This is a genomic window from Microbispora sp. NPDC049125 (assembly GCF_040802045.1).
GTDB lineage: Bacteria > Actinomycetota > Actinomycetes > Streptosporangiales > Streptosporangiaceae > Microbispora.
In genome coordinates this window covers 204177-219765 of sequence record NZ_JBEZDW010000001.1, presented here as the reverse complement: position 1 = coordinate 219765, position 15589 = coordinate 204177, and the positions used below count along the sequence as shown (strand labels likewise).

At 69.5% G+C, this 15589-nt stretch carries 15 protein-coding genes; all 15 read right to left on the bottom strand.

Features of this window, described 5'->3' with window-relative positions; all coding sequences use genetic code 11:
• Positions 1-82 precede the first annotated feature (82 nt).
• Positions 83-916, bottom strand: a complete 834-nt coding sequence (locus AB0B72_RS00945; protein ID WP_367736188.1) for a carbohydrate ABC transporter permease — start codon at positions 914-916, stop codon at positions 83-85.
• On the bottom strand, positions 913-1839 hold the full coding sequence (locus AB0B72_RS00940; protein ID WP_367736187.1) for a carbohydrate ABC transporter permease: 927 nt from the start codon (positions 1837-1839) through the stop codon (positions 913-915). The genes AB0B72_RS00945 and AB0B72_RS00940 overlap by 4 nt, the downstream gene beginning before the upstream one ends.
• Positions 1840-1841: 2 nt before the next feature.
• Positions 1842-3134, bottom strand: coding sequence for an ABC transporter substrate-binding protein (locus tag AB0B72_RS00935; RefSeq protein WP_367736186.1), 1293 nt, complete (start codon positions 3132-3134; stop codon positions 1842-1844).
• 187 nt (positions 3135-3321) lie between these two features.
• Positions 3322-3762, bottom strand: a complete 441-nt coding sequence (locus AB0B72_RS00930) for an ester cyclase (RefSeq protein ID WP_367736185.1) — start codon at positions 3760-3762, stop codon at positions 3322-3324.
• Positions 3763-3992: 230 nt separating this feature from the next.
• Positions 3993-5363: a glycoside hydrolase family 5 protein gene (locus AB0B72_RS00925; protein ID WP_367736184.1), complete on the bottom strand. Its 1371-nt coding sequence runs from the start codon at positions 5361-5363 to the stop codon at positions 3993-3995.
• A 28-nt stretch (positions 5364-5391) separates the two neighbouring features.
• Positions 5392-6222 (bottom strand): carbohydrate ABC transporter permease, encoded by an 831-nt coding sequence (locus AB0B72_RS00920; protein ID WP_367736183.1) that lies wholly within the window; start codon positions 6220-6222, stop codon positions 5392-5394.
• Positions 6219-7187 carry a carbohydrate ABC transporter permease gene (locus tag AB0B72_RS00915; RefSeq protein WP_367736182.1) on the bottom strand — a complete coding sequence of 323 codons (969 nt, stop codon included), beginning with the start codon at positions 7185-7187 and terminating at the stop codon, positions 6219-6221. The genes AB0B72_RS00920 and AB0B72_RS00915 overlap by 4 nt, the downstream gene beginning before the upstream one ends.
• 19 nt (positions 7188-7206) lie before the next feature.
• On the bottom strand, positions 7207-8505 hold the full coding sequence (locus AB0B72_RS00910; RefSeq protein ID WP_367736181.1) for an extracellular solute-binding protein: 1299 nt from the start codon (positions 8503-8505) through the stop codon (positions 7207-7209).
• A gap of 316 nt (positions 8506-8821) precedes the next feature.
• Entirely contained in the window at positions 8822-9247 is a 426-nt protein-coding gene (locus AB0B72_RS00905) for a GNAT family N-acetyltransferase (RefSeq protein WP_367736180.1), read from the bottom strand.
• Between the two features lie 155 nt (positions 9248-9402).
• Entirely contained in the window at positions 9403-11109 is a 1707-nt protein-coding gene (locus tag AB0B72_RS00900) for a hypothetical protein (RefSeq protein ID WP_367736179.1), read from the bottom strand.
• 81 nt (positions 11110-11190) lie between these two features.
• The gene (locus AB0B72_RS00895) at positions 11191-11916 is read right to left on the bottom strand and encodes an alpha/beta fold hydrolase (RefSeq protein WP_367736178.1); all 726 of its coding nucleotides are present in this window, start codon (positions 11914-11916) and stop codon (positions 11191-11193) included.
• A 113-nt stretch (positions 11917-12029) separates the two neighbouring features.
• Positions 12030-12818: an oxidoreductase gene (locus AB0B72_RS00890; protein ID WP_367736177.1), complete on the bottom strand. Its 789-nt coding sequence runs from the start codon at positions 12816-12818 to the stop codon at positions 12030-12032.
• Between the two features lie 55 nt (positions 12819-12873).
• The gene (locus AB0B72_RS00885) at positions 12874-13689 is read right to left on the bottom strand and encodes an alpha/beta fold hydrolase (RefSeq protein ID WP_367736176.1); all 816 of its coding nucleotides are present in this window, start codon (positions 13687-13689) and stop codon (positions 12874-12876) included.
• A 14-nt stretch (positions 13690-13703) separates the two neighbouring features.
• The gene (locus AB0B72_RS00880) at positions 13704-14636 is read right to left on the bottom strand and encodes an alpha/beta fold hydrolase (protein WP_367736175.1); all 933 of its coding nucleotides are present in this window, start codon (positions 14634-14636) and stop codon (positions 13704-13706) included.
• A gap of 64 nt (positions 14637-14700) precedes the next feature.
• Positions 14701-15492 (bottom strand): alpha/beta hydrolase, encoded by a 792-nt coding sequence (locus AB0B72_RS00875; RefSeq protein WP_367736174.1) that lies wholly within the window; start codon positions 15490-15492, stop codon positions 14701-14703.
• Positions 15493-15589 lie beyond the last annotated feature (97 nt).

Here is a 15589-nt window from a genome sequence, read left to right as displayed (position 1 = left end):
TGGGGGGGAACTTTACGATCATGCGGCATCCTTCACCGCGCTCCAGCCGCCGTCCACCGGAAGGCGGCAACCCGTGACCGTGTCATTTGGACGATCCGATCAGCAGGCCCGAGATGAAGTAGCGCTGGAAGCGCAAGAACACGACCACCGTGGGGATCGCGGCGATCACCGTCGCGGCCGCGATGACGTTCCACGAGGAGACGTACTGTCCTTGCATGCCGAGGATCGCCGGGGTCACCGGCAGCTTTCCCTCGTCGCGCAGCAGCGTGATGGCCCACAGCAGGTCGTTGAACGTCCAGGTGAAGGCCAGGGAGCCGAGCGCCGCCATCGCGGGCCTGGTCAGCGGCAGGACGATGCGCAGGTAGACGCCGAAGGTCGTGGCTCCGTCGATCTTCGCGGCCTGGGTGACCTCGCCGGGGATCCCCCGCATGAAGCCGTGCAGGACGAACGTGTAGAAACCCAGCCCCACCGCCGTCTGCACGACGATCATCCCGAGCCGCGTGTCGAACATCCCGAACTGCTCGGTCAGCTTCAGCACCGGAATCAGCAGCAGCTGCGACGGCAGGAGGTTGCCGGCCAGCATGAGCAGCAGCACGGTCTTGCGGAAGGGGATGCGGTGCCGTGCCAGCGCGTACGCCGCCATCGACGCGAGCACGAGCGTCACGATGACGACGGGCACCGTGATGAGCAGGCTGTTCATGATCGAGCGCAGCTCGCCCGCCCCGGCGAGCGCCTGCCGGTAGGAGCCGAAGGTCAGGCTCCCGGGCAGACTGGCCAGCCCGGTGGCCGCGAGGTCGTCGAACGTGCGCAGCGAGGTGACGAGCACCAGCGCCAGCGGGACGAGCCACACCGCCGCCAGGATCGCCATCCCGCCGTGGAACAGCCACGGCCGCAGCCGGGATCCGGTCGCCGTCATGCCGCTTCCTCCGTACGCAGGCTCCGGACGAGATAGACGACGATCGTGCCGGCGGTGAGCGCGAAGATCACCACAGCGAGTGCGGAGCCGTACCCGAGCTGCGACCCCAGCACGCCGGTGGAGAACTGGTAGGTGCTCAGCAGCTCGGAGGAGTGGTACGGCCCGCCCTTGGTGAGCGCCCAGACGATGTCGAAGGAGCGCAGCGCGTCGATCACTGTCACCGCCAGCACGACCGTGCTGACCGGGCGCAGCTGCGGCAGCGTGATGTGGCGGAACCGCTCGAAGGCCGTGGCGCCGTCCGTCTTCGCCGCCTCGTGCAGCAGGGGGTCCACCGTCTTCAGCCCGGCCAGGAACAGCACCATGATGTAGCCGATCTGGCGCCACAGCGCGGGGAGGATCAGCGCGTACAGCGCCGTCTCCGGCTCGCCGAGCCAGATCCTCGCCTGGCTCTCCAGGCCGACGGCGCCGAGCAGGCCGTTGACCACGCCGTCCGGCTGGTAGATCATCCGCCAGACCAGCGCGGAGACGACCATCGAGAAGACCACGGGCAGGAAGAAGATCGCGCGGTAGATCCCGACGCCCCGGCGCGGCTTGTCGAGCAGCAGCGCCAGACCCAGCCCGCCCAGGACCGACAGCCCTCCGAACAGCACCAGCCAGACCACGGTGTTGCGAAGCGCCGTACGGAACGTCTCGTCGGACCACATCCGCAGGTAGTTGTCCAGGCCGACGAACACCGGCGGGGAGATGCCGTCCCAGCGGGTGAGGGAGATGTAGACGCTGTTCAGCGCGGGCCAGAACGTCCAGAACATCTCCAGCGTGAAGGGGACCAGCACGAAGGCGAGGAGGACGGCCGTCTCACGCGACGCCGTACGGGCACCCGCGCCGCGGGCCCCGCGTGAGACGGCCTTGGGAACGGCGGTCATCGTCAGTTTCCGCGCGCCTTGGCCGAGTCGCTCTGCCACTGCTTGAGGATCCCGGCGGCCTCTCCCGGCTTGTCGATGAACTTCACCAGGGCGGTCGTGAGCGCGCTCAGCTGGTCGTCGTTGGAGTCGCGGTTGAAGAACTGCGTCACGTCGGCCGCGGAGGCGACCATGGCCCGGCCCTTCTCGATGAGAGGGGTGGACAGAGGGGACTTGGCGTTGCCGTTGGCCGGGATCAGCGTGCCCTCGGAGATCTTCAGGTAGAGCTCCTGCGCGGCCGGCGTGGCGGCATACCCCAGGAACGCCTTGGCGCCTTCGGGATCGGCGCTGCGCGCGCTGGCGATGAAGCCGTCCAGCGGGGCCTCCTCGGCGACCGGCACGGCCGGGTCGATGATGGGGAACTGGAAGAAGCTGACGTCCGCCTTCACGTCGGCCGGCATCGCGTCGGCGAGGAAGGGGCCGCACAGGAACATCGCGTCCTTGCCCTGCTGCCACTTCGCCGAGCCCTCCTGGAAGGCCAGGCCCTTGCCTGCGGGGTCGAGGTACGGCAGGACCTCGCGCCAGACGTCGAGCACCTTGGCCACGCGGGGGTCGGTGTAGCTTTCCTGTCCGGCCAGCAGCGCCCGGTGGAACGTGGCGCCGTTGACGCGGAGGTTGAGGTAGTCGAACCACGAAGCGGTCAGCCAGGCCGAGTCCGAGAGCGGCAGGGCGAGCGGCGACACGCCCTTGCCCTTCAGCGTCTTGCAGAGCGCGATGAACTCGTCCCAGGTCTTCGGCTCGGACACGCCCCACTTCTCGAAGTACGACTTCCGGTAGAAGACGCCCCACCAGTAGTAGTTGGTCGGGATGAAGATCTTCTTGCCGGAGGCGTCGGAGGACAGCCCGGCGAACTGGTCGCTGTAGCCGTCGGCGGGGAACACCGAGGTCGCGTCGAGCAGCAGGCCCTGCTGGGCGAAGTTGCTCGCGATCTCCCCGGCGAACCAGGTGAGAACGTCGGGCGGCGTGGACAGGGTGAGGTCGGCGCGGATCTGCTGCTGGAAGGCGGCCGCCTCCATCGAGTTCAGCGTCGGCTTGTACTGGGGGTGCTGCCTGGCGAACTCGTCGAGCAACGCCTGCATGGCCTTGCGGCTCTTCTCGCCGGTCTCGCGGGACTTCAGCAGCAGCGTGGCGGACTTCGCGCCTGAGCCGGCGGCCGACGGGGCGGGGGTGCTGGTGGCGCATCCGCCCAGCGCCGAGACCACGCCGAGGGTGCCGGCGCCGACCAGGAAACCGCGACGGCTCAGGTTGGGGTGACTCACAGGGGACCTCCGTAGGGACCGGCGGGGGGTGGGCCGGCCGAGACAGAGGCAGCCTGGCATCCCAGGCCTGAGACCGTCAATAATTATTCATAAGAAATGAAAACTTAGGTGATCGACATGCGGCCATGACACCTTCACGGCGGTGAAGCGGAGCGGACGGCGCCCGGCGGGAGCGGGAAACGCGTGGTTACAGTGCCGGAAGTCCTGGCCTGGCCAGGCCGATCCCGAGCTGGGTGTACAGCTCCAGCTGGTCGTAGTACTCCCGGTGAGTGATGATCTTGTCGCCGTCGGAGTACGCGGCGCAGGATGCCCGGACGATGACGCGGCGGCCCGTTCCTTCGAGCACGGACCCGTCAGGCAGCAGAAGCGGCCCCGTATGGGTGCCGGTGATCGTCCATTCCGTGACCGCGGGCTCGTCGCACGGAGCCTCGTACCATGCGGTCACGCGGAAGTCCGCGAACGCGCTGAGGAAGGCCTCGTAGAACCAGGCGATCTGGTCGTGGCCCTCCGCGATGCCGGCCGGCGTGACGAGGACGGCGTCCGGGCTGTAGCAGTCGATCACTCTGCCCAGGTCGTGGGCGTTGACCGCTTTGCTCAGACGATGCTTGATCTCCCATGTTGAGGTCACGGCGTGAGTCCTTCACTGGTGCGTACGAGGCCCGGGCCCGCCGGGGGCCATGGGGTGAGGCGCCGCACTCCGGCTTCATTCACGCTACTCAGAGGAAGGTAAGCACCGGACAGCCCCGTACCGCGTCTCCGCCAGGAACAGCCCCACCACACCATGGGCGGCCCACAGCGGTGCCACGAAGACCAGACCTCGGCTCGCCGGCACCGCCGTTCGGCGTCGTACGACGGAGATCAGCCGGTGAGGTTCTCGGAGAGCAGGTCGATCAGCGGCTTGCGCCGCACGCAGTTCTCCAGGCTGAAGGAGTCGGCGAGAGCGATCAGTTTGTCGTCGGTGAGGCCGCGGAACAGCTCGGCGTACTCCGGCACGAGGGCCTGCGCGATGAGGATGTGCCGGATGAGGTCGTCGGTCTGGTAGCGGGCGCCCCACGGGTAGGGGTCCCACGTGGGGAACTCCGATTCCACCAGCCGGTACAGCGGCGCGAGCTCGCTCGCCGACTCCTCCATCGTGGAGCCCCACCGGTCGGCGCCGAGCCGCGTCTTCTTGGCGATGAACGGGCCGAACCGGTCCATGTACGGCCCGGAGGCGTAGGCGAGGCCCTGCAGGCCGACGTCCTTGTAGGTCCAGATCGACCAGCCCGCCTCGTGGGCGTCGAAGATCTCCAGCTGATCTCTGAGGATCTGGTAGCGCTGCTCGTCGACGGCCGGATCGTCGGTGTAGACCGGGCCGAACTCGCCGACCCAGATCGGCGTGCCGGTCTCCCGCTGGAAGGCGGTCCGCCGGGCGAACTCCCGCTCGAGCTGGCCGCGGTCGCACCACTCTCCGCGGGTGTACCCCGGGTACGGCCCGCCGTGCGCGAAGCCCGCCAGAGCGTAGTCGTGGCAGACGAAGACCGTGTTCTCGTACACCTCGCGGAAGATCGAGAAGTCGGTGGAGTAGGTGTTGCCGTCGAGGAAGAGCACGTGTGCCGGGTCCACGGCGCGCACGGCCTTGACGAGGCGGTCGTAGAAGGGCCCGATCACCCGCCCGCCGACGTCGCCCGGCTCGTTGAGCGGGTTGTATCCGGCCACCCACGGGTTGTCCTTGTACCTGTCGGCGATCGCCTCCCACAGGTGGACCACCCGGTCCTGGAAGTGCCGGTGCTGCCAGAACGAAGCCACATGGGTGGGGTTGTCCGAGTGCCAGTGCTGGTTCTGCGCGCCGGGCACCGCGTGCAGGTCGATCACACTGTAGATGCCGCGCTCGCCCAGCAGGCCGATCACCCGGTCCAGGTGCCGGAAGCCGTGCTCCATGACCTCAAGCGGCCGGTCGTCGGACTCGAAGTGATGGTAGTTCACCGGGATGCGCACGCAGTTCGTCCCGATCCCCGCGAGGAGGTCGGCGTCGGCGGCGCCGAAGAAGGACGTCAGCAGGCGGTCGAAGAACAGCTCGTACCGCTCCTCCCCCAGCACCTCCCGGACGGCCGAGCGCATCGTGGACTCGTTGGCGGGGTAGCCCGTGATGAAGTTCTCCATGTTCATCCAGCCCCCGAGGCCCACACCTCGGAGCCGGACGGGGTCTCCGTCGGGCCCGACGAGGCGGGATCCGGACACACGCAGAGTCATCAACACTCCTTGACTAGATTCGAGAGATTCATCCCTTGGTGGAGCCCGCGGTGAGTCCGCTGACGAGCTGCCGCTCGGCGACGCCGTAGAACAGCAGGGCCGGAACCATCGAGACGACGACGTAGGCAAGGATCTTGGCCGTGTCCGACAGGTACTCCCCCTGGAACTGCTGGACGCCGAGCGGCAGGGTCCACGTGTTCGGATCGTTGAGGACCACCAGGGGAAGGAAGAAGTTGTTCCAGCTCGCCACGATCGCCAGCACGGACACCGTGGCCAGGGCCGGACGGGCCATCGGCAGCAGCACCCGCCAGAAGAAGCCGAACGCGGAGCAGCCGTCGATCGTCGCGGCCTCCTCCACCTCCTTCGAGATGCCCCGGAAGAAGGTGCGCAGGATGATGATCGTCAGCGGCAGCCCGAAGGCGGCCTGCGGCAGGATCACCCCCCACGTGTTGTCGAGCAGGCCGAAGGTCTTCAGCAGGATGAACAGCGGCAGGATCGCCACCGCGAACGGGAACATGAGCCCGATCGCGAACAGGGTGAAAAGGAACTCCCTGCCCCTGAAGGCGAACCTGGCGAACGCGAAGGCGGCCAGGGCGGAGAGGCCGACGATCAGCACCGTGGTCAGCACGCCGATGATCACGCTGTTCAACAGCTGCTGGTAGAACGAGCCGCTGGCGAGGATGTCGGTGTAGTTCTCCGGGACCCACGGGTCGGGCAGGCCGAGCGCGTTCACCGACAACTGGCCGGTGTTCTTGAAGCCTCCCAACACGGCGTACAGGAGCGGCACGACGATGAAAGCGGCGGCCAGCCACAGGACCACGTGAGTCGGGAGGGACCGCAGCTTCAAACGCAGCTTCATCGGGAGTCTCCCATCGCGGTGGACGCGCCTTCGAGGTCACGGCGCAGCACCCACCGCTGGTAGCCGAGGGCGAAGACGAGGCTCAGCAGGAACATGACCATGCTGAACGCGCTGGCGTAGCCGAACTGGGTGCGCCTGAAGCCGTAGTCGTACATCGATACGGCGAAGGTCTCCGAGGAGTGCGACGGCCCGCCGCCCGTGAGGATGTAGACCAGGTCGAACAGCTGGACCGCGCCGATGACGGACAGGAAGACGCTGATCCGGATGGTCGGCCCGAGCAGCGGCACGGTGATGTGGCGGAACACCCGCCAGCCGTCCGCGCCGTCGATGCGGGCGGCCTCGGTCAGCTCCTTCGGGATGCCCTGGAGCCCCGCCAAATAGATGATCATATGGAACCCGAAGTACTTCCAGGTGATGACGAGGAACACCGTCCAGAGCGCGGTCTCCGGCTCGGAGAGCCAGGTCCACCCCCCGTCGACGCCGACGGCCTCCAGTATCTTGTTGGCCAGCCCGTCCTCCGGCGAGAAGATCGCGCTGAACAGCACCGCGGTGATCGCCTCGGAGATGATGTACGGCGCGAAGAACAGCAGCCGGTAGAAGGCCCGTCCCCGGATCTTCTGGTTGAGCAGCACCGCCAGGCCCAGGGAGATCGGCAGCTGCACCAGGAGGGACAGGCCGATCAGGATCACCATGTGCTGGAGGTCGCCCGTGAAGATCGTCGCGGCGAACATCCGGGTGAAGTTGTCCAGCCCGATGAAGTTGGTCGGCGGCCCGATCCCGTTCCACTTGAACAGGCTCAGGTACGCGGCGATCACGATGGGGGCCACGACCAGGACCAGGAACAGGACGAGCGCGGGAAGGATGAACAGGATCGCGGTGAGGAAACCCCGGCCGCGGCGTCTGGACGACCGCCCGCGCGTGGGAGTCTTCCCGGTGGGGGCCGGACGTGTGTCCGGCCCCGTCATCGTCTCTACCACTGGATCGCTACTCCGACTCCTGCTTCGCGACCTCGGTGATCTGCTTGGCGACCTGGTCGGGGGTCATCTTCCCGGCGATCAGCTCGGCCACGGTGTCGTTGACCTCCTGGCCGACGGCCGGCGGGAACGCCTGGTCGAGGAAGAGCTGGAAGCCGGTCGCCTTGAGCAGGTTGTCCGCCACCACCTTGGTGTTCGGGTCGGTGACCGCGGACTCCTCGCCCTTGAGCACCGGGAGCCAGCCGCCGATCTTCACGGTCTTGCTGTGGTTCTCCATCGTGAGGGCGAACTTGAGGAAGTCGAGCGCCTCGGCCGGCGCCTTGGCGCTGATCGCCAGGCCGCCGCCGCCGCCGAACGCGTCGGTCGCCGAGCCCTTACCGCCCTCCACCGTGGGGAAGGTGAAGAAGCCGAGGTCGTCGCCGATCCCCTTCTTCGAGGAGTCCTTCTCCACGTTCGGGCCCCACTGGCCCATCAGCTCCATGGCGGCCTTGCCGTTGCCCATCGTGGCGGCCTGGCCATCCGGCGTGCCGTAGTCGGCGCCCTGGAAGCCCTTCTGGAACGGCTGCAGGTCGACCAGTTCCTTGAGCTTCTGCCCCGCGGTGACGAAGTCGGGCCCGGTGAAGTCGTTGGTGGTCGCCGCCTGCTTGAGCGCGTCCAGTCCGGCCACGCGCATGACGAGGTAGGCCCAGTAGTAGTGGCCGGGCCACTTCGCCTTGCCCGCGAGGGCGATCGGGGTGATGCCGGCCGCCTTCAGCTTCTTGACGTCGTCGATGTACTCGGTCCAGGTGGCCGGCGGCTCCTCGATGCCCGCCTTCTTGAACAGCGACTTGTTGTACCAGAAGCCCACCATGCCGATGTCGACCGGAAGCGCCCAGGTCTTGCCGTCGAACTGGTAGGCCGCGAGCGCCGCGGGCGTGAGCTGGCCGATCACGTCCGAGGCGTCCTCTGAGAGGTCCTTGACCAGGCCGGCGTCGACGTGCTGCTTCAGCACGCCGCCGCCCCACGTGGAGTAGACATCGGGCACCTTGCCCGACTGGGTGAGCGTCGCCAGCTTGGGCTTGTACGAGTCGTTCTCGATGGCGACGTTCTTGATGGTGACGTTGGGGTGCAGCGCCGTGTACCGCTTGATCAGGTCCGCGTAGGCCGACTTGAGCGGCTCCGAGGTCGCAAGGTTCCAGAACTCGATGGTCACCTTCTTGGCCCCGGCACTCTGGCCCGAGTTGCCGTCTTCCTTGCTGGCACCCGTACCACACGCCCCGAGGAGGAGCGCGGACGCCGCCAGCGCCGCAATGCTTCGCCGACTAAGCATGGGGGGGTTCCCTTTCCGGGAGATGTTTAAAAAAGTTTCGTTGTTTCCCCGAATGTTTTCGTGTCCGGAGGATAAGTAAACTCCATGTAACACGTCAATAGTCCGGAGCAGAGCGATCCCAAACTGGGACTGAACCCCGCCTTCCCGGATTCCGAAATGTTTCGGCGAAATTTCTCCCGCAGACGTCGCGTCAAACGTGGCGGGAGCGGTCGCACGCGGACTATGACGAGGTGAAGGTCCTGACGAGGCGGGTCAGGCCAGCCTCCGCGTACCGAGGCGCCCGGGTGCGGCCGTCGTACGCGACGTCCTCCGGCGATCAGCCGTCGCCGGCCGTACGGCGCTCCGCGCCCGGCAGGCGCAGTTCCAGGGTGATCTCATCGTGGATCTCTATCCCGTACTCGCCGGCCAGGGGGATCGACGGCTTGTGCCCCCTCGCCACGTCAACGGCTCCGGCGTCGATACCCACGATCCGCAGCCCTCGCCGTTGATAGAAACGGAGGGCGTCCAGGTTGTCGTTCGTCGTGATCAACCAGAGGCGGCCGAGCTTCGCCTCCCGCGCGATCGTCGCGACCGCGGCGAGCAGCGCAGTGCCCACCCCAACACCCTGGACGAGTGCGTCCAGGGTGACGATCTCCAGGCCGTCATCGCCGGCCGCATAGGTGAGCAGTCCGGCCAGCTCGCCATTTCGCTCCGCGATGAGCGCGGGCAGGGCGGAGGCGTCGTGCACCTGGCCGTGAGCCACGATGGCCGGGCTCCCCCAGCGATCGGCGAGTGTCCGGGCGATCCGGCCGCGATCAGACGCGCCGGCTCGCCTTATCCGAATGTCAGGCATCGTCGACCACCAGGGCTCGGGCTGATATCCGGCCATACGGCTCGGCGCGCATGCGGCGTCGCGTGTCAGATGGTCGACTGTGGGGGTGGGATGTGCAGAAGGCGCGCTGCCCAGGACAGGGCGGCGGTGAGGCGGCGCCGGCGCTGGTCGAACAGGGCCGGATCGCTGTCGCGCGCCGGGGTGAGCAGGGGTTGCTGCCCGGCGATCAGCGCGGCGTGGCCGATGGCGTGCGGCCCCTGGCCGGTGTCCGGTGCGGGGCCGCCTTCGGCGTGCAGGGCGACGAGCCACAGGTGGTGGTCGAGCCAGGGATCGCCGATCGCCGCCGACGCCCAGTCGGCCAGCACCAGGCGGCCGTCGCGGCACCAGAGATTCGCCGCACGTACGTCGCGGTGGATCAGGCTGTCCCCCTCGATGGGCGCCCCGGCGGCCGCGGCGTGGAGGGTGTCCAGATGTTCGGCCAGCCACCGGCGCGAACACACGCCCATACGCAGCAGACGTGCCGGGTCGGCGGCGATGGCCTCCCAGGGGTTGAACATCTCCCGCAACACCGGCACACCGGACGGCGCGGGCAGCGTGTGCAGGTCGTGGAGCAGCGTGCGGGTGGCTGCGACCAGAGCCGGGGTCCAACCGCGAAGCCAGTGCTCCTGCTCCAGCGCTTCCAGTACGAGTATCGGCAGCGGTTCGCCTGCGCTCGCCAGCAGCCGAGGCAGGAACGGGCGGTCGCCCAGCGCCTCGTACACGGCCAGCTCCACACCGAATTCGGCGCGGTCAGCGGGCGCGACGGCCTTGACGAACACCGAACCGCCACCGGCATCGTCGGCGATCCGCGCCACGGACCTGCTGTGCCCGCCCATGACCGGCCGCAGCCCCGTGATCTCGCGGCCGAGCACGCGGCCGACCGACATGGCGATGTCGGCGTCGGTTGCCGGCCCGGTGGTCATGGGCCGGCCGGACATGGGCCGGCCGGACACCCGCGACAGCAGCAGTTCGGCCACCGGTTCGCTGGCGCTGCGGACCGCCTGCCTGCTGCCCGCGTCGGGCCGGCCCAGCGACTCGGTGACCAGGCGCCATATCAAAGCACGCAGCAGGAGTTGGTCGATGTCGTCTTCACAGGCCAGCTCGTCCAGGATGCTCGGCGGCGCGGCGGACCAGGTCAGCAGGTCCACGGCGGCGACCGCCAAGGCGTAGCCCGCCGGCCGCCGGCTCGGTGAGAAGTCGATGACCGCCGGCGGCTGCCCCGCCGCGAACAACACATTGCCCGCGATGTCACCGTGCACGAGCTGGCTGGGCAACCCCACCGGCCGGGTGGCGGCCCGCAGCCGGTCCACGAGATCGGAGAGCTCCGGGGCCAGCCGGACGTCGGCCTGGTCCCAGGCCACCCGTTCGGCCACCTCCCAGCGGCTCCGGCCACGTCCCAGCCAGTCCGGCGCGGGCACATCGGCGAGAGCCGCATGGAAAGCCCGGCCGGCCGCGACGAGGTCCGGCCACCGCGTCACGGGATCCGGCTCGCCCTCGACAGCGGTCCACGCCGCCCACCCGCCGGCGACCCACGAGCCGTCGGCCGCGCGCACCGGCAGGGGCACCCGGAAGCCCGGCCCGCGCAGATCGGCGAACACCTCGGCCAGCCACGATGCCACCGCCGGACGCGGGGCGGGTCTGAACACCAGTTCACCCGCCTGCCAGCAGGTGCCGCCCCCTCCAGGCAACAGCCGCGCGGGAGCGGAGGGAACCCCGAATGCCGTGCGCACCTCAAGCGGCAGATCATCAGACACGACGTCACCCTTTACACCGGCCGCGCCGGTGTCAATCGAAATACCGCCCCTGCCGACGTCCGCACCTCGGCATGAGCGCGTTCAGCCCTGTACGTGGCCGACGGCGTCGGAGACGGCCGCGGCCACCGCGTCGGGCTGGGACGCCCCGACGGCGTGGGAGGCGCCCGCGATCTCTCGTGTTCCGCGCGATCCGGCGCGTTCGGCCATGAACCTCAGCGCCTCGGCCGGGATGTTGAGGTCGCGGTCGCCGTGGACGAACCAGGACGGCTTGGTTCGCCAGCCCGGCTCGCTCACCGTCAGCCCCTCGGCCAGCGCCTGTTCGGTGACCGGGCGCTGGGCCGCCGCCATCAGGGCGGCCTCATCGGCGTCGAGGTCGGCGCAGAACTGGTGGTGGAACCTGTCCTCGGCGATCCGGAACTCGTTGCCGCCGGAGGAGACCGGGTAGGCGACCAGCGTGCCGCCCAGGGTGCTGCCCTCGAACTTTCCGGACAGCACCAGGGCGCTCTCCCCGGGCTCGGGCGCGAAGGCGGCGACGTACACGAGGGCCTGCACGGCGTCATTGCCGGACGCCGCCTGGCTGATCACCATGCCGCCGTAGGAGTGGCCGACCAGGACGACCGGCCGTCCGATGCCGGCGATCACGTCGCGGACGTAGGCGGCGTCGCCCTCCACGCTCCGCAACGGGTTGGCCGCCGCGACGGCGGTCAGCCCGCGGCCGTGCAGGCGCTGGATGACGCGGTTCCAGCTCGCCGACTCGGCGAAGGCGCCGTGGACGAGCACGACGACGGGCTGTTCTGTGGTGGGCATGAGTTTCCTCTCCAGAGGTCAGGGCGACCTTGAGTACTTCGATGGCCTGGGCGGCGGCGCCTGCCGCCGCGGTCGAACGGACGGGGTTGGGCGGACGGGGTCGAGCGCCCGGGTCACAGGGTGCCGATCAGGCCGCCGTCGATGACGAAGTCCGCGCCGGTGACGTTGCCGGCGCGTTCGCCGGCGAGCAGGACGACGAGGTCGGCGACCTCGTCCGGACGGGTGAACCGGCCGGTGACCGAGTCGGCGGCGGCCTGCTCCGCCACCGCGCGCGACTCGCCGCCGTTGTGGCGGGCGAGCGTGGCGGCGACGCCGTCCGCGCCGAGCCACAGGTCGGTGGCGACCGGCCCGGGGCTGACGGTGTTGACCCGGATCCCGTGCGGGCCCAGCTCCTTCGACAGGGACTTGCTGAAACTGGCCAGGGCCGCCTTCGCGGCGCTGTAGTCGATCACCAGCGGGTCCGGCAGCGACGCGTTGACCGAGCTGACGGACACGATCGTGCCGGCGCCGCGGCCGAGCATGAGCGGCAGCGCCTCGCGGGTGGCGCGCACCGCGGCCAGGAAGTTGACGGTCAGGGTGTCGAGCCAGTCCACGTCGGTGACGGACGCGAATCCGCCGGTGCGCGGGTGTACCGCGCCGACGTTGTTGACCAGGATGTCCAGGCCGCCGAAGGCCGTGCCGGCGGCCTCGACCAGTTGGGCCGGGCCGTCCAGGGTGGCGAGGTCGACCGCGACCGGGCGGACGCGGCCGCCCGCCGCCAGCTCGGACAGCTCGGCGCTGATGTGCCGCGCTCCGGCGGTCACGCTGACGCCCTCCGCGGCGAGCGCCCGGGTGATCGCCAGCCCGATGCCCTTGCTCGCGCCGGTGACCACGGCGGTCTTGCCTGACAGGTGCAGGTCCACGACGGGCCTTTCTGCGGGACGCGGCCCCGCCCCTGGGGCGGGGCCGCGTGCGGGTTCAGCGGGCGGACTTGGCGGCGGCGACGATGACGTCCACCACGGCCTGCGGCTTGGACAGCATCGACAGGTGCGACGCGGCGACCTCGGTGACGTGGCTGTGCGCCCGGTTCGCCATGGTGACCTGCAGCGACGGCGGCAGGATGCCGTCCTTCGTGCCTACCAGGTACCAGCTCGGCAGCTTCTTCCAGGCGGGCGGCCCGGACGGCTCCTGCAGCGCGCTCAGCGCGATCGGGCGCTGAGCGGCGGCCAGCCGGGCGGCCGTGGCGGCCGGCAGATCACCCGCGAACGCCTGCGGGAACACCGCCGGCTTGATGTAGAGGTCGACGTCTCCGGCCGGCGCCCCCGGGTAGGCCACGGCGTCGAACAGCGCGCTCGGGTCGCCGCCACCTTGCAGGCCGAGGACCGTCTCGCCCTCGTCGGGCGCGAACGCGTTGACGTAGACGAGCGCCTTCACGTCGGGGTCGGTGCCGGCCGCGTCGGTCACGACCGCGCCGCCGTAGGAGTGGCCGACCAGGACGACCGGGCCGCTGGTCCGCTGGGCGAGGAACGCCGACAGGTACGCGGCGTCGCCGCTGAGCCCGCGCAGCGGGTTGGGCGCCGCGAGCACGGTGTAGCCGAGCCGTTGCAGCCGGCCGGTCACCTCCGACCAGCTCGACGCGTCGGCCCAGGCGCCGTGCACGAGGACGATGGTCGGCTTCGGGCGATCGGAACGGCCGGCGGCCGATGCGGGGACGCCGAGCGTGAACAGGGCGAGGGCGGCCAGCGCGACCATCGCACCGAGCCGGCGGAAAGGACGCAGGGGGTGGTTCATCATGATGGATCCAGCTCTCAGTCGAGGAAGGCGAGCAGGCGCCGGGTGAGCTCGGCCGGATGTTCTTCGTAGATCCAGTGGCCGGAGTCCGCGATCACGAGTCCGGTCACGTGGGTGGCGTACGACCGCACCTGAGTGGGGACGAGATCGCCGAGGCTGCCGCTCGCGCCGATGGCGAGCACCGGCATGGTGAGCTTCGTCCTGCGGTAGCGGGCGTTGTCGGCGATGTCGGCGGGGAAGGCGCGGAACCATTCGAGGCTCGCCCGCAGGTGGTGGTCGTCGCGCAGGTAGCGGGCGAACTCCCGCACCTGTGCCGGGCCGATGGCGCCCTTGCGGACTTCGAGGGAGTCGGTGAAGCGGTCCACCCAGACCTCCTCGTTCCCGTCGATGAGCTGCTCGGGCAGCCCGTTCTTCAGGCTGAAGAAGCCGAAGTGCCACGCACCGGGGCCCTGTGCGGTGAGCGACGCGAAACCATAAAGGCTCTTGTCTGGGATCGGCGCCTCGCTCAGCACCAGCCTGCGGACATCGCGAGGGTGCGCGGCGGCGTAGGCGTACGCGACCATGGTGCCGATGTCGTGGCCCACCAGGCGGATGTCGCGGTCGAGGCCGAGCCGGGCGAGCAGGCCGTGAATGTCGGCGGCCATCGTCTTCTTGTCGTAGCCGCCGGCGGGTGCGTCGCTCCGGCCCGCGCCGCGCAGGTCAGGGGCGATCACGGTGTAGTGCTTCGCCAGTTCCGGCAGGATCTCCCGCCATTCGTACCAGGTCTGCGGGAAGCCGTGGACGAGCACCAGGGTCGGGCCGTGCCCGCCGCGCACGTAGTTGATGCCGACATCACCGACCCTGACCTTCCGCTCGGTGAACCCGGCCGGCACCCGGGGATGGTCGCCGGGGGCCGCCTCGGCGGTGGCCCCCGGCAAGAGCAGGGATACGCCGAGCATCAGCGCAGCCACGAAGAGTGATCGCCATTTCGTCCGGGCGACCACGGATGTGTTCGACATTCTGGTCCGTTCGATATCAGAGCGACTGGCGGGCGAGCCATGCCAGCGTGACGTCGGCGACCTCGCGCCAGCCTCCGTCGATGGTGAGCGAGTGCGCCCGGTCGGGGAACTCGTGGAAGTCGGTGACCGCGGCGGAGTGCCGGTACTGCTTCAGGGTGGCCCGGGTGACGGCCTCGGGCACGGTGTGGTCACGGCCGCCGGTGATCAGCAGCAGCGGGCCGCGGGCCTCGTTCGCGGTCGCGACCTTGGCGGGCGAGTGCGGGTCGAAGTTGGCTGCCGCGGCCTCGAACAGCGGCTTACCGGGGGCGGGGATGCTCCAGCGCCGGTACAGCTCTCCGGACTCCTCCTCGGAGACGGCGTTGCCGAAGGCGTACCGGAACTGCTCCTCGGTGAGCGACACGGCCCGGTTGCGGTTGGCGGGGTTGCGGAACACCGGCAGCGCCGAGCGCAGCGCGGTCAGCGGCACCGGCAGCACGCCCTTGATCTGCGCGGCGTCGATCGCGACGGCGGCGGCCGCGAGGTCCATCCCGAGCAGCTTCTGGGCGATCATGCCGCCGAACGAGTGGCCGACCAGGATCGGCCGTTCCGGCAGGCCATTGATGATCTTCGCGTAGTGCTCGACGACGTCGTCGATGCCGTGGCCGGCGAGGGCCTCAGGGTTCGCCCTGGACTCCTCGACGGTCGCGCCGTCGCCGGGCCAGCCGGGTGCGCTCGGGGCGTAGCCGGCCTTCTGGAACAAGTCGGTCCAGGAGTTCCAGGAGGTGGCGTGCAGCCACAGTCCGTGGATGAAGATGACGGGAGTGCTCATGGTGACCTCTCAGCAGGTGGTCAAGCCGAAGGCGGGGGACCCGCGACGTGGAGCCGGAACGTCTCGGCCGAGGCGATGATCGCGCCAGAACGGCTCG

Excerpts from the sequence above, each read along its gene's own strand:
- AB0B72_RS00940 (WP_367736187.1), bottom strand. The coding sequence starts at position 1,839 with ATGACCGCCGTTCCCAAGGCCGTCTCACGCGGGGCCCGCGGCGCGGGT.
- AB0B72_RS00915 (WP_367736182.1), bottom strand. The coding sequence starts at position 7,187 with ATGACGGGGCCGGACACACGTCCGGCCCCCACCGGGAAGACTCCCACG.
- AB0B72_RS00920 (WP_367736183.1), bottom strand. The coding sequence starts at position 6,222 with ATGAAGCTGCGTTTGAAGCTGCGGTCCCTCCCGACTCACGTGGTCCTG.
- AB0B72_RS00875 (WP_367736174.1), bottom strand. The coding sequence starts at position 15,492 with ATGAGCACTCCCGTCATCTTCATCCACGGACTGTGGCTGCACGCCACC.
- AB0B72_RS00925 (WP_367736184.1), bottom strand. The coding sequence starts at position 5,363 with ATGACTCTGCGTGTGTCCGGATCCCGCCTCGTCGGGCCCGACGGAGAC.
- AB0B72_RS00910 (WP_367736181.1), bottom strand. The coding sequence starts at position 8,505 with ATGCTTAGTCGGCGAAGCATTGCGGCGCTGGCGGCGTCCGCGCTCCTC.
- AB0B72_RS00895 (WP_367736178.1), bottom strand. The coding sequence starts at position 11,916 with ATGCCCACCACAGAACAGCCCGTCGTCGTGCTCGTCCACGGCGCCTTC.
- AB0B72_RS00945 (WP_367736188.1), bottom strand. The coding sequence starts at position 916 with ATGACGGCGACCGGATCCCGGCTGCGGCCGTGGCTGTTCCACGGCGGG.
- AB0B72_RS00885 (WP_367736176.1), bottom strand. The coding sequence starts at position 13,689 with ATGATGAACCACCCCCTGCGTCCTTTCCGCCGGCTCGGTGCGATGGTC.